The sequence below is a fragment of the Streptomyces sp. NPDC028331 genome, from assembly GCF_055565775.1.
In genome coordinates, this window is the sequence record NZ_JBVHTR010000012.1 from 163,162 (window position 1) to 184,919 (window position 21,758).

The following is a 21,758-nucleotide window of genomic DNA, read 5'->3' on the forward strand; positions in this document are numbered from 1 at the left end:
CCGATCACCGCCCTGCTCATGGCTCGTGAAGGACACGGGGACCTACCGCGGCGTCACCGTCAGGTAGCCGGTCTTCCTCACGCGGCCGTGGTGGGCAACGACCGTCACCGGGTAGCGGCCCGGCGCGAGGTCGCCGCGCACGGTGGCGGTGCCGAGGTAGCGCGGGTCGTCACCGTCGGCGGCCTTGCTGTCGTCGGGCCTGAGGTGGAGGACGCGGGTGAACGCCGGGGAGGTCGCGGTCAGCCTCGACTCTTCGCCGGGGTCCGGATCCGTGTCGTGCCACATGACCGCGGCCTGTCCTCCGGCGGCGACCTTGAAGTCCCGCCCGTGAGGGCTGTCGGCGTAGCCGATGCGCGGGTCGTAGAGGTCAGGACCGTACGCCTTGCCGAAGTAGTCGCGGTCGCCGGGACGCGACGCACGGACCGTCAGATGCTTCTCGGCGATGCGGCGGCCGTGCGGACCGTACAGCTCGACGGTGTACCTGCCGTCCGCCAGGGCGGGTTTGAGTTCCGGCCGGGCGGTGAACTCCCGGGGGTTGTAGAAGTCGGACTGCTCGCTGTGCACGAGGGGCACCGGCCGGGACAGAGCTGCGGACCGTACGGTGAAGTCGGTGCCCCGTTCACCGGGGTACAGGTCGTCGAAGACCAGCCACACCGGCTCCCCGGGCCGGACCACGTCCGACCCCGCCGTCAGGGTGAAGGACGGGCGTTGGGACGCCACCACGTGGATCCTCTCGCGGGCGACGACGCGGCCCGCGACGGCGACCGAGAGGGGGTACCAGCCGGGCTTGTCCGTCATCGCCAGGGCCGGCGTACCCCCGTAGGAGCCGTCCTGCCATCGCAGCCGTACGGGCCCGCTGAACGCCGGCGACTGCGCGGTCACCGCGTTCTGCCCCTGGGCGCTTCCGACGTCGTCGAGCCGTATGTCGACCAGTTGCCCGGGGCGGGCGTCGAGATTGCCGTTCACGGTCAACGTCGGTTTGCGGGGCGTGGTAGAAGGCGCGCTCGCCGTCCGGTGCGCGGATGCTCCCGGGCTGTGCCCCGTTGCGGGAGTGCTCGCCGCATGGGTGCACCCGCACAGCACAAGACCGGCCGCGGTGACCCCCACCAGCCTGGACCAGTTCATCGTCTCCCCCAGTCGTCGGTCACGGGCTGAGACGGCGATACGGCCGCGTTGGTTGTCTGCGCACGCGTGAGACACGGCAGGACGGGCGAGCGGGCCGAAGGGTGCGGCCCGTACGGCCGTGAGGGCTCAGCCCGTCGCGTCCACCAGGGCCAGTTCGTGCAGCCGCTCCGGTGGGCCGGGGCGGGCGTAGTACCAGCCCTGGGCCGTGTCGCAGCCCATCATCCGCAGCTGTTCGGCCTGGGCGCCGGTCTCCACGCCCTCCACCGTGACCGCGAGGTCGAGGCTGTGGGCCAGGGAGACGATCCCCTCGACGATCTTCAGATCGACCGGGTCCGCCGGGTACTGCTGCATGCTCTGGGTGAAGGAACGGTCCAGCTTGAGGATTCGCACCGGCAGCCGGCGCAGGTTGGCGAGGTTCGAGTAGCCGGTGCCGAAGTCGTCCAGGGCGATGTCCACCCCCATCTCGGCCAGCCGGCGCAGGGGTTTGAGCAGGTCGTCGTCCGCCCCGATGAGCGCCGACTCCGTGACCTCCAGGCAGAGCGCGTCCGGTTCCAGCCCGGCCCGCTCCAGGATGTCGACGGTGTCGGAGACCAGACCCGGGTGGGAGAGCTGGCACGGGGAGAGGTTGACGTTGATGCGCAGCGGTCCGGGCCGGTCCTGCTTCTCCTGCCAGGCGCGGGCCTGCCGTACGGCCTCCTCGAGGACCCAGCGGCCCAGCGGCACGATCAGCCCGGTGTGCTCGGCGAGGGGGATGAAGCGGTCGGGGCCGAGCACGCCGTGCTGCGGGTGCAGCCAGCGCACCAGCGCCTCGGCTCCGTGCACCTTGCCGTCGCCGAGGTGCACCAGCGGCTGGTACTCGATGAAGAACTCGCCCCGGTCCAGGGCCGTGGGCAGCGCCGTGGTCAGGCCGTGCCGGGTGATGGTGCGCGCGTCGGCCTCGGGGTCGGCGAGCTCGTACCGGTTGCCGCCCGCGGACTTCGCGCGGTACATGGTGATGTCCGCGCTGCGCAGCACCTCCGCCGGGCCCCGCTCCCCGACCGGGCCCTCGACGATGCCGATGCTGCCCCGCACGGTCAGCTCCCGCCCGTCGATCCTGATCGGGGTGACCAGCGCGTTCATGATGCGCCCGGCGAGCTCGTCGACCCCTCGCTCGGTATCCGGCCCGGTGGTCAGCGCCACGAACTCGTCGCCGCCCAGGCGCGCGACCATCTCGCCGGGGCCGGTCGCGCAGGCCTGCAGCCGGTCGGCGACCTCCACGAGCAGCCGGTCGCCGGCCGCGTGCCCGAGGCTGTCGTTGATGGTCTTGAAGCCGTCCAGGTCCAGGTAGCACAGGCCGAACCGGCGGCCCTCGCCCGACGCCAGGGTCTTCTCCAGACGCTCGAAGAACAGGGTCCGGTTGGGCAGTCCGGTGAGCGCGTCGTGCGTGGCCTCATACCGCAGCCGGAGGTTCAACAGCCGCCGCTCGGTGGTGTCCTCCATGAGCGCGAGCTGGTACTGCGGGTTGTCGTCGGCGTCCCGCAGCAGGGACACGGTGAGGTTGGTCCACAGGACCGTTCCGTCAGGCCGGTAGAAGGCCTTCTCCACGTGGTAGTGGTCCCGCTCGCCGCGCACCAGTTCGTCGTACAGGCGCCAGACCTGGGGTGCGTCGTCGGGATGGGTCCACTCGGCGACGTTGCGGCCGCGCACCATCTGCTCGGATCCGCCGAACATGCGCAGCAGCGCGCCGTTGACCTGGAGCACGTTGCCGTCGAGGTCGGCGATGCCGATGCCGATGGCGGCGCCCTCGAAGACCGCGCGGAATCGGGCCTCGCTGGAGTGCAGGGCCTCGGCCACTTCGCCCTGGGCCGTGAGGGCGGCCTGTGCGATGGACTCCTGTTCGGCCAGCGTCCGTTCCTTGAGCGCCGCCGCGAACCCGGCGGCCATCGCGTGCTGCAGCCGCGAGCAGCGGGTGCGCTGCGCCTCCTGGACCTCCGCGGAGGCGTCCGGATCGCCGCAGTAGAGCACGAGGTAGGCGTCGACGCAGTCCAGGGTGCGGCTGAGCGCCTCCGGGTCGGTGCAGTGCGCGTCGATGAGCGCCGCGCCGATCCCCTTGGCCGCGGCCGCGTCGAACACCCTGGCCCGCAGTCCCTCGCTCAGCCGCCGGGCCAGCGGCAGCAGCCGCTCCTCGAACTCCGGCCGGGTCAGCGACGTGGAGGTCACCGGGTAGACGGCCCGGCTCCAGATCGTCGCGAACCTGCGCAGTCTGTCCTCCGGTCCACCCGGTCCACCCGGTCCCGCGGTCACGCCGAGCGCCCCACGCCGGCGAACCCCGCGAACGCATAGGGGTCCTCGTCCTCGGGTGCCGTGTCGGGCCGCCACTTCGGCATCGGCACCAGCCCGGGTTCCACCATGTCGTACCCCTCGAAGAACCGCGCGATCTCGTCGCGCGAGCGCATGATCAGCGGATTGCGGATGTCGTGGTACACGTCGACCGCGCCGTCGGCCCGCTCCTTCGGCAGCGGGATCCCCTCGTAGGAGGCGTGCGTGAGGACGAGCAGGCTGCCCGGCGCGAGCGCGTCGCGCAGCTCGGCCACCGCACCGTACGGGTCGTCCGTGTCCTCCACGAAGTGCAGTATGGCAACGAGAAGGAGCGCGACTGGCCGGTTCCGGTCGATCAGTCGCTCCACCTGGGGGCTCGCGAGGATCTCGTGGGGCTTGCGGAGGTCGGCCACCACGATGTCCGCGTGGTCGTTGCCCTCGAGGACGGCCCGGCTGTGCGCGACCGCCACCGGGTCGTGGTCGACGTACACCACGTGCGCGCCCGGGTGCGCCTGTTGCGCCACCTCGTGGACGTTGCCGAAGGTCGGGATGCCGGAGCCGATGTCGAGGAACTGGGTGATGCCCTCCCCGACGGCGAAGCGCACGGCGCGGCGCATGAACGCCCGGTTCGCCTGCATGATCTTGGGAAGGCCCGGCAGGAACTCCATGGCCCTGCGCGCCGCTTCACGATCGACCTCGAAGTTGTGCGAGCCGCCCAGGTAGTAGTCGTACATACGGGCGACGCTCGGCACGGAGATGTCGATGCTCCGGGGGGCCCAGGCGGGACGCTCCATGCAGCTCTCCAAGGCGTTGGCGACGGTGTAGGCGATCCGGTGTTCGAGCTGAGGCTACTGATCGTCCGCCAACAGAGCGAGTAAAAACGGAAATTGACCGTCCGTTCCCGGTCACCACGTGGTCTTTTCATGGAGGATCCGGGACGCACGCCGCCGCGCACGGCAAAAGGTCCGCCCCCTCCGTGCGGTGCGGAGGGGGTAGACCCGGTCGTGCGCCTGTGTCCCGTTCGTCCGGCTTGTGTGTCCACTCCCTTCCGCGTTCCGTCGCTGACTGGGTGAGGCGGTCGATCAACCCTGGGGAGGTCTGATCGTTACTTCGGCGCGCCGACCGGCTTTCCGTCGGGCGAGACGGCGTACCAGGTGCCGCCCACGCCCTGACCGTTGGTGTCTCCGGGGGCCTTGTCGCCGGAGAAGGTGTAGATGGGCCAGCAGTTGACGGTCATCTGCTTGGCGCCGTCGGGGCGGGTGAAGCCCATGAGGCCCTTCTTCTGGACGCCCTTGGTGTCGTCGGCCGAGACGGGAGCGACGACGGGCCACTTCTCCAGGCAGGGGCCCGTGCAGTTCGACACCGGCTCGGGCCAGGCCTTGTCCTTCAGGAAGCGGTAGACCGTCATGCCGTTCTTGTCGACGACGATCGGGCCGAGCTTGGGGTCGTTGCGCACCGACAGGCCGGGCAGCGCGGCGCCGGCCTTCTTGCCGGTGGGCGCGGTCGCGAACCAGGTGCCCTTGACGCCCTGGCCGTTGACGTCACCGGCCTTGGTGTCCTTGGCGTAGCGGTACATCGGCCAGCCGGCGATGGTGAGCTGCTTGGTGCCGTCGGAGCGGGTGACCTCGCCCAGCAGGGAGGTGTCGATACCGGAGGCGACGGTGGCACCTTCGGCGGGGACCGGCGGCCAGGTCTTCGCGCAGTCGCCGTCGCAGGAGGACTTCGGCGGCTCGGCCGTGTCCTGGTCGAAGCGGTAGAGGGTGAAGCCGGCGCCGTCCGTGACGATCTTGCCCAGCTTGGCGTTGTCCACGACGGCGAGCTGACCCGCTGACTGCCCGCCCGCGGAGGCGGAGGCGCTCGGCGCGGCGGTGGAGTCGGCGCCGTAGCCGTTTCCGGGGAGGGAGGGGCTGGAACCGAGGCCGCCCGGCAGAGCGGTGGCCCCCACGTTCTGACTGCCCGCCGACTGGGTGCCGCTCTGCGAACCGCACGCCGTCGTGAGCGCCAGCACGGCGGCAGCGGTCGCCACGAGGGAGGCGCTCCGCCAGGATGTGTTCATTCTCAACTCCCGCTGTCAGCTTCGGTGTTGCAGCGTCCTCTGTGCGCCGCTGTATGGCCATGGGTACGGGCGGGAGTACCCGGTGTGTTCAATCGGTCCGGGAATTTCTTTCCGGAGTCTGTGACGCGTTTCCGGCCACCGGCTCGGCCGGCCCCGGCACCCCTCGCACGGATGTACCCAACTCCGCACAGGACGGGCGTGCTTGCGTGAAACGCCACGAACACGGATCTCCCACCTTCGAGGCAATTGGCACGGGCTGGGGCGTGCGAGGGCGCGACGAAGCCGATGATCTCCGTCGTGCAACGACCCGAACGGCCCCGAAGGGCCCTGGTCACGCGGGGGTTGACCCTGGTGACGCTGGCGTGGTTCCTCGTGGGCGCTCCCGCCGGGGCGGCGTCGGCCGACGCGTGCGCGTACGCCTCGACCGGCCCGGGCGGCACGGAGGCGGTGGCGGTCGCGGGCGGCCGGCTCTGGCCCACACCGCCGTGCTCCCCACCGAGTCCGAGCCCCACGCCGACCCCCACCCCCGCACCGACCCCGACCCCGACTCCGACACCCAAACCGCCGCCCGAGCCCCCGCCACCCCCACCGCCGCGCCCCGCACCGAAGCCCGTGCCGCCGCCTCCGCCGCCGCGTGTCCTGCCACCGGCCCCCCGGCCGGTCCCGAGGCCCGCCCCCGTCCGCGTCCCCTCCCCCGCGCCGACGCCGTCCCCGACGCCCCCGCCCAGGCCGAGCTCGCATCCCACACCGTCACCGGTGCGCTATCCGGCGTACCACCCCCTGTCCCACCCGCGGCCGCTCCACGACGGGCCGTCGCCGCTCACGTTCACCCTGCTCATCGTCGCGCCCGCGGTGTTCGCCATCGCCGCGCTGCGCCCGCGCTGATCCCTGGAGGCCCCTGTTGTCGGAATGGCTTGTTCTCATCCTCGCGATGGCGGCCGCGTGCGCCGTCGTGGTCGTGGTGACCCTCGTACGCGCCCGGAGGGCCGCCGCGGACGAGGACCCGTCCGAGACCCCGGACGTGATCGAGTACATGACGATGTGGATCGGCGTGGTGTACGCCATCGTGCTGGGCCTGGCCATCGCCGGGGTGTGGGAGGCGCGCAGTGCCGCCCAGGACCACGTGCGGGCCGAGGCCCAGGCGCTGCACGAGATCTCGGAGCGCGTCCGCGTCTATCCGGCCGACGTCCGCGACCGCGTCCGCGCCGACGTCAACGCGTACGTCGGCCAGGTCGTCACCACCGAGTGGAAGGCCATGGCCGACCACGGTGAGATGACCGACCGCGGCCGGGAGCTGTTCGAGAAGATCCGTCAGGACGTCACCGACTACCGCCCGAAGACGGACTACGAGGCGCAGGCGTACCAGCCGCTCGTGGACCAGGTGACGGCGGCCGACGCGGCACGCAACGCGCGCGCCGACGCGACCGGCTCGACCATGCCGCCGGTGGTGTGGTTCGGTCTGGTCACGGGAGCGGTGGTCACCATCGGGATGGTGTTCGCGCTGCAGATCCGGCGCACGGCCCGGGAACTCGTCCTGGCCGGACTGTTCTCGGCGCTGATCGCCTTCCTGCTCTTTCTGATCTGGGACTTCGACGCGCCCTACAGCCGGGGCGTCTCGGCCTCCGCCGAGCCGTTCCTCGCGCTGTTCCCGCAGCTGCACGGGTGACGGGTCCCACGGGTCCTCAGGGGGGCGGGCGCCGCACGCGTCCGTCCCCCATTCGCCCGCCTCCCCTCCCCTGAGCGGCAGACACGCTTACCCCGTCCGCACTACTGCTCTCGCGCTCGCACATCCCTTTTCTTAGCGTTTCAGGCAACGAGGTGCATTTCCGACGCAGGCGGAACAGGTCCGCAGCACGGCTCCTCTTAGACCTGGAGGCTCACCATGCGCGCGATTCGCGTCGCTTCGGCCGCAATGCTGGGCGTCAGCGCCCTGGCCCTCACGGCGTGTACGACGGCCGCCGCCAGTGGCGAGGACGCCGCCCACCGCTCGGGATTCTCCTACAACCTGGAACCGGACTCCGTGGCTCCCGGCGGGCGGATCAACCTGCCGGTCCGGGGGTGCAACGGCGACGCCAAGGTCTTCTCGGGCGCCTTCGACGACGACGTCACCATTCCCCGGGGCCGGAACTCGGCCACGGTCACGGTCGGCCGGAACGCCCTGCCGGGCACCACGTTCGACGTGATGTTCCAGTGCGGCCACCAGTCCGGCCACCGGCTGCTCGTCATGGCGGCCGGGCGGAACGACCGCGACGAGGACTCGCGCCGCGGGGAGGGGCGCGGTGAGGAAGACCGGCCACGGCACGGCGTGCATGCGGGTGAGGGCGGCAGCATCGGCGGCTTCGACCTGGAGAAGACCGCCGTGGGTGCGGCGCTCGTCCTGGGTTCGGTCGGCACGGCCTGGTATCTGACGCTCCGCCGTCGCCGCGGCAGCGCCTCCTGACGGTCACAGCGTGCGCGGCGCGGCGGGACGGCGGCGCCGGGAGGTGATGGCGAATGTCTGCATCCGGGCCGGCCGAAGGAGAGGGGCATCAGCGCAAGCGCGCCCCCTGGGGCGTGATCGCCCTTGTGCTGCTGACGGGCCTCGCCCTGGTGCGGAACGGTTCGGGCGAGTCCCAGACGGGTCCGCCCCAGCCCGCGACGGCGGCGGCCCCCGACTCCCGCTCGGGCTCCGGCACGGCCTCCGGCTCAACCGCCGGCCTGCCGAACCCGCCCGATCCGCTGCCGTACTCCGCGGTGCAGCGCGTCCGCATCCCGGCGCTGCGTGTCGACGCCCCCGTCATACCGGTCGGCCTGGACACGTCCGGCTGGGTGGCCGCGCCGCCGCCGGACGATCCGAACCTGGCGGGCTGGTTCACCGGCGCGGTCTCACCCGGCGAGAAGGGCACGGCCGTGATCGTGGGCCACGTCGACAACCACGAGGGGCCGGCCGTCTTCTACGGGCTCGGCGCGCTGGGGAAGGGCCATCAGATCGAGGTCCGCCGCCAGGACGGAAGGACGGCCGTGTTCGAGATCTACGGCAACGAGGTCTTCGACAAGGCGCACTTCCCCGGCGACCGCGTCTACGGGAACACAGGGGCCCCGGAGCTGCGGGTCATCACCTGCGGCGGAGCGTTCATCGACGGGAACTACGCGGGGAACGTGGTGGTGTTCGCCCGGCTGGTCGCGGTCCGCTGAGCGGGGCCGGTGCGTGGGCCCGGCGGCCTCCTCGGGCCGGGCGCCGCCCGGGCACGGTGAGGTGTCAGCCGGCCTCCAGCGGGAACGGCGGATGGACGCGCAGGGCCGCCACGGTCTGCGGTCCTGGACGCACTCCCAGGTGCGGACCCTGCCCGCAGCGGCCCGGACCTGCGGATTCCGATAGCCTCACCGGTGTGACGGAACAGCACTCGCACCAGTTCGAGCGGGGCACCGACGGGCCCAAGGTCATCCTCGTCGGGGTGGACGGCTCCGACTCCTCCATGCGGGCCGCGGCCTACGCCGGCGGTCTCGCCAGGCGGCAGCACGCGCTGCTCGCCGTCGTGTACGTGCAGCCGGTGATGGCGGCCGGTGCGGCTCTCGGGGTGCCGGTGGCGGAGACGACCGACCGGATAGCGGAGGATCTGGTGGCACAGATCCGCGATGCGGCCGAGCGGCTGAGGGACGTGTTCGAGGTGCGCTGGGAGTTCCACACCTTCCGCGGTGATCCCTACAACGGCCTGGTCAAGGCGGCCGACGACCTCAAGGCGGACGCCGTCGTGGTGGGCGCCTCCGAGCAGGCCGGCCACCGCATCGTCGGCTCGGTGGCGGTCCGCCTGGTGAAGGCGGGCCGCTGGCCGGTGACGGTCGTACCGTAACGGCGCCGCCGTCTTCCCTCCCCGGCGCCGCTGCGTCATCATGATCCGGCCAGCGCATTACCGTCCGGGAAGAGACCCGCGAAGAGGTGAGGCTCATGGCCGGGGTCCGTGGGGGCGAGGGGATTCTCCGCCGCAAACCCATCGAGCACATCGAGGAGACGGAAGCGGGCGAGGGCCCCCGGCTCGAGCGCTCACTCGGCCTGTGGCAGCTCACCGCGATCGGTGTCGGCGGGATCATCGGCGCGGGCATCTTCACCCTCGCCGGCACGGTCGCCAACGGCACCGCCGGCCCCGCTGTCCTGGTGTCGTTCCTGATCGCGGGCCTGGCGAGCGCGGCCGCCGCCCTGTCGTACGCCGAGTTCGCCGGGCTCATCCCGAAGGCGGGATCGGCCTACACGTACGGCTACGCGGTGCTCGGCGAGTACGCCGGCTGGTTCATCGGCTGGGACCTGCTGCTGGAGTACACGGCGATCGTGGCGGTGGTCGCCATCGGCATCTCCGGTTACTTCGGCTTCCTCGTCGGCGAGATGGGTGCGCACCTGCCGGCCTGGATGCTGGGCGCGCCGGGCACGGGCGCGGGCCATCGGGTGGACCTGTTCGCGGTCGTGCTGTGTCTGCTGATCGCCTACCTGCTGAACCTCGGCATCCGCAACGCCGCCCGTTTCGAGACGCTCGTCGTGGCGCTGAAGATCCTCGTGGTGCTGCTGGTGATCGCCGTCGGCGTCTTCCACATCGACGGCGGCAACTACCACCCGTTCTTCCCGTACGGCGTCGGCGGCGCGTTCACCGGTGCGGCGACCGTGTTCTTCGCGGTCTTCGGCTACGACGCCATGTCGACCGCCGCGGAGGAGTCCAAGGACGCCCAGCGCCACATGCCGAAGGCCATCGTCTACTCGCTGGCCATCTCCATGGTGCTGTACGTGGCGGCGTGCCTGGTCCTGACGGGCATGCAGAACTACCGCCACATCGACAAGGAGAGCGGCTTCTCGAGCGCGTTCAAGGCGGTGGGGCTCAGCGGGCTGGCGGACGTGATCGCGGTCGGCGCCATCATCGGCATTCTGACGGTCATGTTCACGTTCATGCTGGGCGTCACCCGGGTGTGGTTCTCCATGTCGCGCGACGGCCTGCTGCCCCCGTGGTTCGCCAAGACCCACCCCACACGCCACGTCCCCACCCGGGTGACGTGGATCGTCGGGATCGCCTCGGCCCTCATCGCGGGGTTCCTGCCGATCGCCCAGGCGGCCGAACTGACGAACATCGGGATCCTCTTGGCGTTCGTCGTGGTGTGCACGGCGGTGATCGTGCTGCGCTACCGGCGGCCGGACCTGCCCCGCACCTTCCGCACGCCCTGGATGCCGTTCGTCCCGGCGATGGGCGTGGTGTTCTCGCTCTGGCTGATCACGTTCCTGCAGTGGGAGACATGGGTGCGGTTCGCCGTGTGGTTCGCGATCGGACAGATCGTCTACTTCACCTACTCCTACCGGCACTCCGAGCTGGCCGAGGCCCCGCGCTCACCCTGACGGCGCGCCACGGCACGGCCGACCGCTCACCGCACCGTTCACCGACGAACAGCGACCGCCCACCGCACCGCCGCGTCCCGGCCCTGTCCCGGCGGCCGACGGCGCGTTGCCATACGCCCATGACGGCCGCGAGCACCACCCCCACCACCGGGACGACCGCCGAGCACGAGCTGGCCGAGCTCCAGCGCGAGCACGGCCGCCCGCTCTTCGCGCTGCTGCTCAGGCTCTCGGACGGCGACCGCCAGCGCGCCGAGGACCTGCTGCAGGAGACGCTCGTACGCGCCTGGCAGCACCCCGAAGCGCTCCGCGCGCCTGATTTCGACTCCGTGCGCCCCTGGCTGCTCACCGTCGGCCGGCGGCTCGCCATCGACGCCGAGCGGGCGCGCCAGGCGCGTCCCGCCGAGGTCGGCGACTGCGTCCCGGAGAACGCCCGCGTGATCGCCGACCACGCCGAACGGGCCGCCGCGAGGCTCGACGTACGGCGGGCTGTGAAGACACTCACTCCCGAGCACAGGGAAGTCCTGGTGCAGGTGTACTTCCGCGGGGCCAGTGTGGCGGAGGCCGCCCGAACCCTGGGCATTCCGCCGGGTACCGTGAAGTCCCGCGCGTACTACGCGCTGCGCGCCCTGCGCCGAGTCCTTCCGGGATACGCGGCCGACCTGCGGTGAAACCGACCACAGAGTCAAGTCTTCGCAAAGCGCCTTGCTGCCGACCATGGTTGAGCAATGGGCTTGCCTCATCCGTGTTGCGGACTGGGGCCCGAGTCTCGGGCGACGCGCACGCACCGGAGGAAGGCAGGAAGGAATGCTGTACAGAGGCCACGAGAGCACGGACGGCACCGGCGGCGGTGAGCTGACCGTCCCCATGGCATGGCTGTACGCCGAGTACATCGCGGACGAACTCCTGCGTACCGGCGACCTGATGCCGCCCACGTCCTTCGAGTTCCGTGCCGGGCGCGACGCCCTGGCGTTGACGATCTTCCTGTCCGACACCGGTGGCGAGCTCTCCCGCATCCGGGTCGTCTCGCAACTGGAGACCTGGCTTTCGCTGACGGCGTACGACCAGCCGTGGCAGGACTGGGTGTGCGAGCGGATGGCGGAGCTGTCCGCGGAAGCGGCCCGGTCGGGCGGCCCCGCGCCGGACCTGGAGCTGGCCGCGGCGGCCTGGCGCTGGCTGGAGGAGACCGAGCTGCTCGCCCCCGACCTGGACGCGGTGCCGGGCGGCGGCCCGGTGGTCGGTGAGGACGACGGCCCCAAGGTGTGGACGCCGGCCTGGCAGCTCGGACTTCCCCTGGGACACCTCGCCATCCATCTCTTCTGAAGAAGTTTCCCGGACGACCAATCCGCCGGCCCGGCGGCTCCGAACACCTTTCTTGGCCGCGATTCGGTAACGGCCTTGAGTGATTCGGCCGCCTGGTCCGTACCGGTGGGCAACAGCAGCACCACCCCCACCCCGCCCCCCGGCCTGAGGATTTGGTATGAGGTCCCTGGAACGCCATCGCGACGTCGGCGCCTACGCGCTGGGCGTGCTGGACGAGGCGGAAGCCTTCCGCTTCGAGGACCACCTCATGGAGTGCCCGACGTGCGCGGCGCACGTGACGGAGTTCCGCCATGCCGCGCGCCAGTTGATGCTCTACCGGAGGGCGACCCCGCGGTCCGTGCACCCCTTCGCGACCCCCGGGCCTCGACTGCTGGAGCGGCTGCTCGACGAGGTGGCGACCAAGCACCGCAGCGGGCGCAGGCGCTGGCTGTACGCGGTCGCGGCGGCCGTGGTGTTCGCCGTCGGAGGGCCGACGGTGGCCGTCGTGGCCGGGCACGGCTCGACGTCCGTCACCGCGACGGCCATGACGGCGACCGATCCGGACACGGGCGTGTGGGCGAAGATCACCGCACACGACCGGGAGTGGGGCAGCCAGATCGACGTGACGGTCAAGGACCGGTCGGGACCGCACCCCTGCCGGCTCGTCGCGGTCGGCAAGGACGGCTCGGAGCAGACGGTGGCGAGCTGGATGGATCCCGCGGAGGACGGTGAGCCGACCACGCTCCAGGGCGGCTCGGGGATGCGGTCGGAGGAGATCGACCACTTCGATGTGCGTACCAAGGACGGACAGCACCTGGTCACCCTGAAGACCCACTGACCGGCCGCCGGGCCGCCCCCGTCGAACCGCTACTTGAGCAGCCGGGACAGTCTGCGGTCCGCCAGCGGCCTGCCGCCCGTCTGGCAGGTCGGGCAGTACTGCAGCGAGGAGTCGCTGAAGGACACCTCGCGGATCGTGTCGCCGCACACCGGGCACGGCTCCCCGGTGCGCCCGTGGACCCTGAGGCCGCTCTTCTTCTCGGCCTTCAGGCGACCCGCGGCCAGCCCGCGCGAACGCTCGACCGCCTCGGTGAGCGTCGTGCGCAGCGCGTCGTACAGGCGGTGGACGTCCTGCGGTGACAGCGACGACGTCGGCTTGAACGGGGACATCCGGGCGGCGTGCAGGATCTCGTCGCTGTAGGCGTTGCCGATGCCCGCGATCAGGCTCTGGTCGCGCAGCGCGCCCTTGATCTGCCGTCGCTCGCCCGTCAGCAGCTCGCCCAGGCGCTGCTCGTCGAAGCCGGCGGCCAACGGGTCGGGCCCCAGGCGGGCGATACCCGGGACCTGCAGCGGATCGGGCACGACATACACCGCGAGCCGCTTCTGCGTGCCCGCCTCCGTCAGGTCGAAGCCCTCCCCGGTCTCCAGCGCGACCCGCAACGCGAGCGGGCCCTTCCCGGGGCGGGGCGCGCCGTCGGGCAGGCGGTCCTTCCACTGGAGCCAGCCCGCACGGGCCAGGTGCGTCACGAAGTGCAGTCCGCCCGCGTCCAGGTCCAGGAACTTGCCGTACCGGGCGACGGCCGTGACCTCGCGGCCCTCCAGAGCGGTGACCGGCGGGTCGTAGGTCTTCAGGACGCTGATCGCGACGGGCAGCACCCGCACCACCTCGTGGCCGACGAGACGGTCGGCGAGGAAGTCCTTGAGCGCTTCGACCTCGGGCAGTTCCGGCATGCGTCCAGAGTGCCACCCGCCACCGACGCCGCCACCCGTCGCGTCCGTCAGCCGCGTTCCTGGACCATGAACTCGCCCCATACGACCTTGCCGCCGCCGCGGGCCTCCACACCCCACACGTCGGCGAGCCGGTCCACGAGCAGCAGGCCCCGGCCCGAGACCTCCGACTCGCCCGCGTCCCGGCGGCGGGGCAGGGCGCTGGAGGCGTCCTCGACCTCGACGCGGAAGCGGCGGGCATGGCCGGTGAGGACCCGCAGGGTGACGACGGCGGCGCCTTCGGTGTGCACGAGGACGTTGGTGATCAGCTCGTCGGCGACGAGTTCGATCTCGTCGGAACGCTCGCCGGCGCCCCATGCGCGGACGGCGGCGCGGATCATGTGCCGGGCGGCGGTGAGGGCCTCCGGGTCACCGGGCGGGACGTGCTGCTGGAGGCGGCCGCCGGCCCGCCGGGCGAGACCCCGGCGCTGCAGGAGCAGCAGGGCCACGTCGTCGTCGCCGCCCCGCTCGTCGGCCACGTCGATGAGCCGGTCGGCGAGGTCGCGCACGTCGCCGGGGCCGGCGCAGACCAGCTCCTGAAGGGTGTGCACGCCCTCGTCGAGGTCGGCGCCCGGCTCTTCGATCAGCCCGTCGGTGCACATCACCAGGGTCTGGCCGATCTCCATCTCCACCGTGGTGACCGGGTAGTCGAGACGGTGGAACTCGGCGGACAGTCCGAGCGGCAGCCCGCCCTCGACGGGCAGCCGCCGACAGCCGCCGTCGGACAGCCTCAGCAGCGGGTCGAGATGGCCGGCGCGGACCAGTTGCACCACTCCGGTGGCCAGGTCGGCCTCGGCGTACAGGCAGGTGGCGAAGCGTTCGGTGTCGAGTTCCTCGAGGAAGACGGAGGCGCGGGCCATCACGGTGGCGGGCGGGTGGCCCTCGGCCGCGTAGGCGCGCAGGACGATGCGGAGCTGGCCCATGACGGCGGCGGCGTGCGTGTCGTGGCCCTGGACGTCGCCGATGACGGCGCCGACCCGGTCCCCGGGCAGCGGGATCACGTCGTACCAGTCGCCGCCGATGTCCCGGCCGAGGGCCGCCGAGCGGTAGCGGACGGCGACGTCGGCGCCGGGCACACTGGGGATGGAGCGCGGCAGCATCGCCTGCTGGAGGCCCTGGGCGAGGTCCTTCTCCTGTTCGTAGAGCATCGCGCGTTGCAGGCTCTGCGCGATGCTGCTGCCGAGCGCGACGAGGACGTTGCGCTCGTCGGGGGTGAAGCCGCGCCGGTCGTCGTAGAGCAGGCCCATGGCGCCGATGGGGCGCGCCTGCGCGACGAGCGGCAGATAGGCGGCGGAGGTGATGCGCAGGCCTGTCAGACGCGGCCACAGGATCGGGTAGCGCTCGGCGAACTCCTCCGGCGACTCGATGAACCTCGGGCGCAGCGTCCGCACCACCTCGCTCATCGGGTACGGCTCGTCGATGCGGGTGACGCGGGTGCCGGGCACCGAGCTGCCCTCGGGGCCCTCGGCGACGATCCGGATGCGGCCCGCCTCCACCAGGCCCATCACGAGGCTCGCCGCGCCGAGGTGGGTGAGGCCGTGGCTGTCCTCGAGCACGTCGATGACGTCCTGGACGGTGCGGGCGTGGGCGAGCGCGGCGGTGGTGGACTCGACGACGTCCGTCTGCCGGCGCAGCGCCTCGTCCTGGACCATCTGTTCACTGCGGGCCAGGCCGTCGCGCAGTTCCTGGGTGGCGTCGCGGACGATGCCGATGATCCGGCGCGGGCGGCCCGTCGCGTCGCGCCGGATGTATCCCTGGGTGTGGGTCCAGCGCAGGGTGCCGTTGCGGCAGCGGACGCGGAAGTAGGTGCCGTAGTTCTCGCTGCCGTCCTTGATGGCCCGGGCGATCAGGGCGTCGATACGGCGTCCCTCGGACGGCGGGACGCGCAGCCTCAGGGTCTCGGGGCGGCCGTCGTACTCCTCGGGGCGCAGGTCGAAGATCTCGTGGGCCCGGGCGTCCATGTGGAACAGCCCGGTGTCCAGGTCCCAGTCGAAGCTGCCCATGCGATTGAGCGCCAGGATCGGATCCGGGTGGGCGGGCCAGTCCTCCGGGAGTGACAGGGTGCTCCCTCCCCGATCAACCATGGGGCCACCATGCCAGGGATTGCCGGATTCTTCGACTTCTGCCCGTGCGTCACGCATCCTGAGCAGCGGTGTACGGGGAGTGACGGCCTGACCCGCCCGGCCGGGGGTACCGGGTGACACTGGAGGGAGAGGAGCGGTTGCCGTGGACTGGTTCGTCGCACCGGAGTACTGGCTGAGCCGACTGGTCTTCCAGCGGGCGCTGGCGGTCGTGTACCTGGTCGCCTTCCTGAGCGCGGCACTGCAGTTCCGGGCGCTGATCGGGGAGCGCGGCATGCTGCCGGTGCCGCGGTACGTCGCCCGGGTGCCGTTCAGGCTGGCGCCCAGCGTCTTCCACCTCCACTACTCGGACCGCTTCTTCGCCGCCTGGTCGTGGGCGGGGTGCGCGGTGTCGGCGGCGCTGGTCGCGGGGGCCGACTCGCTGGTGCCGCTGTGGGCGGGGATGGTGCTGTGGCTGATCCCGTGGCTGCTGTACCTGTCGATCGTCAACGTCGGCCAGACCTGGTACTCGTTCGGCTGGGAGTCGCTGCTGCTGGAGGTCGGCTTCCTGGCGGTGTTCCTGGGCAACGACGAGGTCGCTCCGCCGATCGTGGTGCTGTTCCTGTTGCGCTGGATCCTGTTCCGTCTGGAGTTCGGCGCCGGACTGATCAAGATGCGTGGGGACGCCTGCTGGCGGAAGCTGACGTGCCTGGACTACCACCACGAGACCCAGCCGATGCCGGGCCCGCTGAGCTGGTTCTTCCACCATCTGCCGAGGCCGCTGCACCGGGTCGAGGTGGCGGCCAACCACGTCACCCAACTGGTCGTCCCGGTGCTGCTGTTCACCCCGCAGCCGGTCGCGACGGCCGCCGCCTCCCTGATGATCGTGACCCAGCTCTGGCTCGTCCTGTCGGGCAACTTCTCCTGGCTGAACTGGATCACGATCGTGCTGGGTCTGTCGGCGGTCCTGTTCCCCACCACCGCCCCGAAGGTCCCCGGTGCCCCCCTGTGGTACGAGGTGCTGGTCCTGGTGGTCGGCGCGGGCCTGCTCGCCCTCGGCTACCACCCCGTGCGCAACATGATCTCCCGCGGCCAGATCATGAACCGTTCCTTCGACCCGCTGCACCTGGTCAACACCTACGGCGCGTTCGGCAGTGTCAGCCGGATCCGGTACGAGGTGGTGGTGGAGGGCACCGCGGACGACATGCCGCGGGAGGACTCCGAGTGGCGGGAGTACGAGTTCAAGGGCAAACCGGGCGACCCACGGCACTGGCCGCGCCAGTTCGCCCCGTACCACCTGCGGCTCGACTGGCTGATGTGGTTCGCGGCGCTCTCCCCCGCGTACGCGGGCTCCTGGTTCGGCGGCCTGGTCGAACGGCTCCTGGAGAACGACCGCGACACCCTGAAGCTCCTGCGCCGCTCCCCGTTCCCCGCGGACGAGCCGCCGCGCTACATCCGGGCCCGCCTGTTCCGCTACCGGTACACGACATGGCGTGAACTGCGGGAGACGGGTGCGTGCTGGCACCGGACCTACGTCCGGGAGTTCATGCCGCCGACGCGGCTGGCCACGCCGGCGGCTCACAGCCGGTAGACGCGGGTGGCGGTGCCCTCGAAGATCCGGTGGCGCTCGTCGTCGCCGAGTCCCGCGGTCAGCAGGCCGGCGCAGTGGGCGACCTCCGCGTACGACGCCGCCAGCGTGCACACCGGCCAGTCCGAGCCGAACATCAGCCGGGACGGGCCGAAGGCGTCCAGGACCGTGTCCGCGTAGGGGCGCAGGTCCGCCGGCCGCCAGGTCTTCCAGTCCGCCTCCGTCACCAAGCCCGACAGCTTGCAGACGGTGTTCGGCAGGGCGGCGAGGGCACGGATGCGGGACGCCCAGGGTTCCAGGGCCCCGGAGGCGATGGGGGGCTTGCCGGCATGGTCGAGGACGAAGGTGAGTCCGGGGAGCCGCGCGGCCGCCTCGACGCACGCCGGGAGCTGGTGGGGCAGCACCACCAGGTCGTACACCAGTCCCGCCTCCGCGACGGCGGCCAGGCCCCGGCGTACGTCGGGGCGCAGCAGCCACTCGGGGTCCGCCTCACCCTGGACCTGGTGGCGGATGCCGCGCAGATACGGCCCTCCCGGCAGCTCCCGCAGCCGGGCCAGGGCGTCCGCCACGTCGGGGCTCGTCAGGTCCGTCCAGCCGACGACGCCCGCGACGATGCCGTTCTGCTCCGCCAGGGCCAGGAACTCCGGTGTCTCCTCGGCCACCGTGACCGTCTGTACGAGTACGGTGCGGTCGACGCCGACGGGGCGGGCCTGGCGCTCCAGGTCCGCGATCGTGAAGCTGCGGCGGATCGGCTCGAGTTCCGGGCCCCTGATCCAGTCCTGGTCGCGGACGGAGAGGTCCCACACGTGGTGGTGTGCGTCCACCGTCACGGCAGCTCCCAGACCACCGGCAGACCCGCGTCCGCACCTTCGGCAGAGTAGTCGTGCACCACGTCGAGCAGTTCCGCCATCCGCGCCTGCCAGGCGACGTTGACCGGCAGCTTCTCCAGCTCGGCCAGCAGTCGCCCGTAGTCCTCGCACTCCAGCACGTGGAAGAGGTCGGCCCTGCTGCGCCAGATGGTCCAGGAGGTGGCCCCGGCGGCGCGGATCGCCTCCGTCAGCTCCTCGGGCACCTCCCGGTGGGCGGCCTCGTATTCCTCGATCCGGTCGGCACGGACCCTGGTGTGCAGGGCTACTCTCATCGCGGCTCCTCGGCGGGCACGGGCGCGTGCGTCGGCAGGAGACCCGCCCGTCTCGACTCCTGCCAGAATCCGGCCGGTACGGTCGCCGCGAACTGCTCGGCGCAGTCGCGTATCTCGGCCGCCGAGCGGGCGCCCACCAGTACGCTCGCCACGGCCGGGTGCGCGGAGCAGAAGGCCAGGGCCGCTGCCCGCAGTGTGGTGCCGTGGTGTTCCGCGAGCGTCTTCAGGCGCAGGGCCCGGTCGAGCAACTCGCCGGGTGCCGTGGCGTAGTCGAACGTGGCGCCCGGCCGCGGATCGGCCAGCAGGCCGGAGTTGAAGGCGCCGCCGACGACGACCGAGACCCCGCGCTCGGCCGCCGCCGGCAGCAGCTCGGTCAGGGCGCGCTGGTCGAGGAGGGTGTACCGGCCCGCGCACAGCACCACGTCCACGTCCGTCTCGCGCACGAACCGGGTCAGCATCGCGGTCTGGTTCATGCCCGCGCCGATCGCGCCCACGACGCCCTCGGAGCGCAGCTTCTCCAGCGCCGGGTAGCCCTCGCGGAACGCCTGCTCGGCGTGGTCGTCCGGGTCGTGCAGGTAGACCACGTCCACCCGGTCCAGGCCGAGCCGCCGCAGGCTCGCCTCCAGGCTGCGTCGTACGCCGTCCGCGCTGAAGTCCCACACGCGGCGGTGGGTGGCGGGGACCGCGAAGCCGTTCGCCAGGTCGTCGCCGCCCGCGTCCGTCGGCTGGAGAAGGCGGCCCACCTTGGTGGAGACCGTGTACGCGGCCCGGGGGTGCTCGCGCAGGGCCGCGCCGAGGCGGCGTTCGGACAGGCCGAGCCCGTAGTGCGGGGCGGTGTCGAAGTAGCGGATCCCGCTGCGCCAGGCGGCCTGGACCGCCTCGTACGCCTGCTCCTCGCTCACCTCGGTGAACAGGTTGCCGATGCCGGCGGCGCCGAAGGCCAGCTCGCTGACCTGGACGCCGCTGCGGCCGAGCGCGCTCACCGGCCCACCGGCCGCAGCCTGAGGCCCTGCATGCCGCCGTCCACGGCGAGGGCGGTTCCCGTGGTGGCGCCGGACAGGGGGCTCGCCAAGTAGGCGATGGCGCCCGCCACTTCGGCGGCCGTGACCAGGCGGCCGGTGGGCTGGCGGGCCTGGAGCGCGGCCCGTTCGGCGGCCGGGTCGGGGGCGGCGTCGAGGAGCCTGCCGACCCAAGGGGTGTCGACGGTGCCGGGGTTGACGCAGTTGACGCGGATGCCCTCGCGGACGTGGTCGGCGGCCATGGCGAGGGTCAGCGAGTACACGGCACCTTTGCTGGCGCTGTACAGGGCCCGCTGCGGCAGGCCCGCCGTGGCGGCGATGGAGCAGGTGTTGACGATCGCCGCGTGGGCCGAGCGGCGCAGGTGCGGCAGTGCGGCGCGGGTCGTCCGGACGATGCCGAGCACGTTGACGTCGAGCACCCGCCGCCACTGCTCGTCGTCGTTGTCCTCCACGGTGCCCTGGGCGCCGATGCCCGCGTTGTTGACCAGCACGTCCAGGCCGCCGAGGTCGGCGACGGCGGCGGCCACGGCGGCCCGTACGGAGGCGTCGTCGCCGACGTCCGCCCGGTGGGCGAGCAGCGGCTTGTCCACCGACGAGGGATCGAGGTCCAGGACGGCCACCCGGGCTCCGCGCTCGGCCAGCAGCTCCGCGGTGGCCCGCCCGATGCCGGACGCCCCGCCGGTCACCAGGGCCCTGATGCCCTCGAAGTCGCTCATGCGGCATGCCCCTTCGTGCGGTCGAGGTCGGCGGCCCAGAAGGTGCCGCCGGGGAACGTGTACTCCGCGATGGACTCGGGACGCATCGCGGCGGAGAATCCCGGCGCGGCGGGTGCCGCGTAGTGTCCCTCCCGGACCACCACCGGGTCGAGGAAGTGCTCGTGCAGATGGTCCACGTATTCGATCATCCGGTCCTCGGTGGTGCCGGAGAGCGCGACGAAGTCGAACATCGACAGGTGCTGGACCAGCTCGCACAGACCGACGCCGCCCGCGTGGGGGCACACCGGCACGCCGAACTTGGCGGCCAGCAGCAGGATCGCGAGGTTCTCGTTGACGCCGCCCACGCGGGCCGCGTCCATCTGGAGCACGTCGATCGCCCCGGCCTGGAGGAGCTGCTTGAAGATGACGCGGTTCTGCACGTGTTCGCCGGTGGCGACCCTCACCGGGGCCACGGCCCGGCGGATCGCCGCGTGGCCGAGGACGTCGTCGGGGCTGGTCGGCTCCTCGACCCAGTACGGGTCGAACTCGGCGAGCGCCTTGGTCCAGGTGATCGCCTCCTCCACGCCCCAGCGCTGGTTGGCGTCGATGGCGATCCGGACGTCCGGGCCGACGACGGAGCGGGCGACCCGGCAGCGGCGTACGTCGTCGGCGAGGTCGGCACCGACCTTCAGCTTGATCTGCCGGAAGCCGTCGGCGACGGCCTGCGCGGCGAGACGGGTGAGCTTTTCGTCGGTGTAGCCGAGCCAGCCGGCGGAGGTGGTGTAGGCGGGGTAGCCCCGGGCCACGAGCCGGGCGGCCCGCTCCTCGGCGCCCTGCTTGCCGCGCCCGAGCAGCTCCAGTGCCTCCTCGGGAGTGAGCGCGTCGGTGATGTAGCGGAAGTCGACCTGGCGGACCAGCCACTCGGGGTCGGCCTCGGCGAGCAGCCGCCACAGCGGCTTGCCGGCCCGCTTGGCGGCCAGGTCCCACAGGGCGTTGACGACCGCGCCGATCGCCATGTGCATCACGCCCTTCTCCGGTCCCAGCCAGCGGAGCTGACTGTCGCCGATCAGGTCGTGGAAGACCAGTCCCGGGTCGGCGCACACGTCGTCCACCTCGCGTCCGACCACATGTCCGCGCAGTGCCTCGATCGCGGCGACCTGGACGTCGTTTCCCCGCCCGATGGTGAACGTGAGCCCGTGCCCCTCCAGGCCGTCGGCCGCGTCCGTGCGCAGCACCAGGTAGGCGGCCGAGTAGTCGGGGTCCGGATTCATCGCGTCGGAGCCGTCGAGCTCCCGCGAGGTGGGGAAACGGATGTCGAAGGTGTCGATCGCGGTGATGCGGGCGGCGGTTGGGGACACGGCAG

Annotated in this window: 21 protein-coding genes; 10 read left to right on the plus strand and 11 right to left on the minus strand. The window is 71.9% G+C overall.

The genetic code is table 11. From position 1 onward, the window contains the following. Positions 1 to 42 precede the first annotated feature (42 nt). The 4 genes from ACZ4SW_RS19675 to ACZ4SW_RS19690 all read right to left on the minus strand — a co-directional run bounded on the left by ACZ4SW_RS19675 (position 43) and on the right by ACZ4SW_RS19690 (position 5,479). Positions 43 to 966 (minus strand): hypothetical protein, encoded by a 924-nt coding sequence (locus ACZ4SW_RS19675; RefSeq protein WP_468244756.1) that lies wholly within the window; start codon positions 964 to 966, stop codon positions 43 to 45. Between the two features lie 285 nt (positions 967 to 1,251). Next, positions 1,252 to 3,408 (minus strand): putative bifunctional diguanylate cyclase/phosphodiesterase, encoded by a 2,157-nt coding sequence (locus ACZ4SW_RS19680; protein WP_468244759.1) that lies wholly within the window; start codon positions 3,406 to 3,408, stop codon positions 1,252 to 1,254. Continuing rightward, the gene (locus tag ACZ4SW_RS19685) at positions 3,405 to 4,217 is read right to left on the minus strand and encodes an SAM-dependent methyltransferase (RefSeq protein ID WP_468244762.1); all 813 of its coding nucleotides are present in this window, start codon (positions 4,215 to 4,217) and stop codon (positions 3,405 to 3,407) included. The genes ACZ4SW_RS19680 and ACZ4SW_RS19685 overlap by 4 nt, the downstream gene beginning before the upstream one ends. 311 nt (positions 4,218 to 4,528) lie before the next feature. Further along, positions 4,529 to 5,479 carry an SCO0930 family lipoprotein gene (locus ACZ4SW_RS19690; protein WP_468244764.1) on the minus strand — a complete coding sequence of 317 codons (951 nt, stop codon included), beginning with the start codon at positions 5,477 to 5,479 and terminating at the stop codon, positions 4,529 to 4,531. Positions 5,480 to 6,235: 756 nt separating this feature from the next. Here ACZ4SW_RS19690 and ACZ4SW_RS19695 point away from each other — a divergent pair. The 9 genes from ACZ4SW_RS19695 (at position 6,236) to ACZ4SW_RS19735 (ending at position 12,966) form a co-directional block, all read left to right on the plus strand. After that, entirely contained in the window at positions 6,236 to 6,364 is a 129-nt protein-coding gene (locus ACZ4SW_RS19695; protein ID WP_468244766.1) for a hypothetical protein, read from the plus strand. Between the two features lie 16 nt (positions 6,365 to 6,380). Continuing rightward, complete coding sequence (locus ACZ4SW_RS19700) at positions 6,381 to 7,145, plus strand: bestrophin-like domain (RefSeq protein ID WP_468244768.1); 765 nt, start codon at positions 6,381 to 6,383, stop codon at positions 7,143 to 7,145. A gap of 216 nt (positions 7,146 to 7,361) precedes the next feature. Further along, positions 7,362 to 7,919, plus strand: coding sequence for a hypothetical protein (locus tag ACZ4SW_RS19705; RefSeq protein ID WP_468244771.1), 558 nt, complete (start codon positions 7,362 to 7,364; stop codon positions 7,917 to 7,919). Positions 7,920 to 7,972: 53 nt separating this feature from the next. Continuing rightward, positions 7,973 to 8,653: a class F sortase gene (locus ACZ4SW_RS19710; protein ID WP_468244774.1), complete on the plus strand. Its 681-nt coding sequence runs from the start codon at positions 7,973 to 7,975 to the stop codon at positions 8,651 to 8,653. A gap of 194 nt (positions 8,654 to 8,847) precedes the next feature. Continuing rightward, on the plus strand, positions 8,848 to 9,309 hold the full coding sequence (locus ACZ4SW_RS19715; RefSeq protein ID WP_468244776.1) for a universal stress protein: 462 nt from the start codon (positions 8,848 to 8,850) through the stop codon (positions 9,307 to 9,309). 95 nt (positions 9,310 to 9,404) lie between these two features. After that, positions 9,405 to 10,829 carry an amino acid permease gene (locus tag ACZ4SW_RS19720; protein ID WP_468244779.1) on the plus strand — a complete coding sequence of 475 codons (1,425 nt, stop codon included), beginning with the start codon at positions 9,405 to 9,407 and terminating at the stop codon, positions 10,827 to 10,829. A gap of 119 nt (positions 10,830 to 10,948) precedes the next feature. After that, positions 10,949 to 11,497, plus strand: a complete 549-nt coding sequence (locus ACZ4SW_RS19725; protein WP_468244781.1) for a sigma-70 family RNA polymerase sigma factor — start codon at positions 10,949 to 10,951, stop codon at positions 11,495 to 11,497. A 136-nt stretch (positions 11,498 to 11,633) separates the two neighbouring features. Beyond that, the gene (locus ACZ4SW_RS19730) at positions 11,634 to 12,149 is read left to right on the plus strand and encodes a hypothetical protein (protein ID WP_468244784.1); all 516 of its coding nucleotides are present in this window, start codon (positions 11,634 to 11,636) and stop codon (positions 12,147 to 12,149) included. Positions 12,150 to 12,306: 157 nt separating this feature from the next. Continuing rightward, positions 12,307 to 12,966 (plus strand): zf-HC2 domain-containing protein, encoded by a 660-nt coding sequence (locus ACZ4SW_RS19735; protein ID WP_468244786.1) that lies wholly within the window; start codon positions 12,307 to 12,309, stop codon positions 12,964 to 12,966. Positions 12,967 to 12,995: 29 nt separating this feature from the next. On the opposite strand, the gene ACZ4SW_RS19740 is transcribed toward ACZ4SW_RS19735, so the two are convergent. Both ACZ4SW_RS19740 and ACZ4SW_RS19745 read right to left on the minus strand, forming a co-directional pair. After that, positions 12,996 to 13,856 (minus strand): Fpg/Nei family DNA glycosylase, encoded by an 861-nt coding sequence (locus ACZ4SW_RS19740; protein ID WP_468244789.1) that lies wholly within the window; start codon positions 13,854 to 13,856, stop codon positions 12,996 to 12,998. A 47-nt stretch (positions 13,857 to 13,903) separates the two neighbouring features. Beyond that, the gene (locus ACZ4SW_RS19745) at positions 13,904 to 15,976 is read right to left on the minus strand and encodes a SpoIIE family protein phosphatase (protein ID WP_468244792.1); all 2,073 of its coding nucleotides are present in this window, start codon (positions 15,974 to 15,976) and stop codon (positions 13,904 to 13,906) included. Positions 15,977 to 16,118: 142 nt separating this feature from the next. Here ACZ4SW_RS19745 and ACZ4SW_RS19750 point away from each other — a divergent pair, with 142 nt between their 5' ends. Continuing rightward, positions 16,119 to 17,543 (plus strand): lipase maturation factor family protein, encoded by a 1,425-nt coding sequence (locus tag ACZ4SW_RS19750; RefSeq protein ID WP_468244794.1) that lies wholly within the window; start codon positions 16,119 to 16,121, stop codon positions 17,541 to 17,543. On the opposite strand, the gene ACZ4SW_RS19755 is transcribed toward ACZ4SW_RS19750, so the two are convergent. The 5 genes from ACZ4SW_RS19755 to ACZ4SW_RS19775 are packed head-to-tail and all read right to left on the minus strand — an operon-like array spanning position 17,531 to position 21,753. Beyond that, positions 17,531 to 18,370, minus strand: a complete 840-nt coding sequence (locus ACZ4SW_RS19755; protein ID WP_468244797.1) for an amidohydrolase family protein — start codon at positions 18,368 to 18,370, stop codon at positions 17,531 to 17,533. The genes ACZ4SW_RS19750 and ACZ4SW_RS19755 overlap by 13 nt on opposite strands. Next, complete coding sequence (locus ACZ4SW_RS19760; protein ID WP_468244799.1) at positions 18,367 to 18,681, minus strand: L-rhamnose mutarotase; 315 nt, start codon at positions 18,679 to 18,681, stop codon at positions 18,367 to 18,369. The genes ACZ4SW_RS19755 and ACZ4SW_RS19760 overlap by 4 nt, the downstream gene beginning before the upstream one ends. After that, the gene (locus ACZ4SW_RS19765) at positions 18,678 to 19,664 is read right to left on the minus strand and encodes an aldo/keto reductase (protein ID WP_468244801.1); all 987 of its coding nucleotides are present in this window, start codon (positions 19,662 to 19,664) and stop codon (positions 18,678 to 18,680) included. The genes ACZ4SW_RS19760 and ACZ4SW_RS19765 overlap by 4 nt, the downstream gene beginning before the upstream one ends. Beyond that, positions 19,661 to 20,416 (minus strand): SDR family NAD(P)-dependent oxidoreductase, encoded by a 756-nt coding sequence (locus tag ACZ4SW_RS19770; protein ID WP_468244804.1) that lies wholly within the window; start codon positions 20,414 to 20,416, stop codon positions 19,661 to 19,663. Before ACZ4SW_RS19770 ends, ACZ4SW_RS19765 begins: the two co-directional genes overlap by 4 nt. Continuing rightward, positions 20,413 to 21,753 (minus strand): L-fuconate dehydratase, encoded by a 1,341-nt coding sequence (locus ACZ4SW_RS19775; protein ID WP_468244807.1) that lies wholly within the window; start codon positions 21,751 to 21,753, stop codon positions 20,413 to 20,415. The genes ACZ4SW_RS19770 and ACZ4SW_RS19775 overlap by 4 nt, the downstream gene beginning before the upstream one ends. Positions 21,754 to 21,758 lie beyond the last annotated feature (5 nt).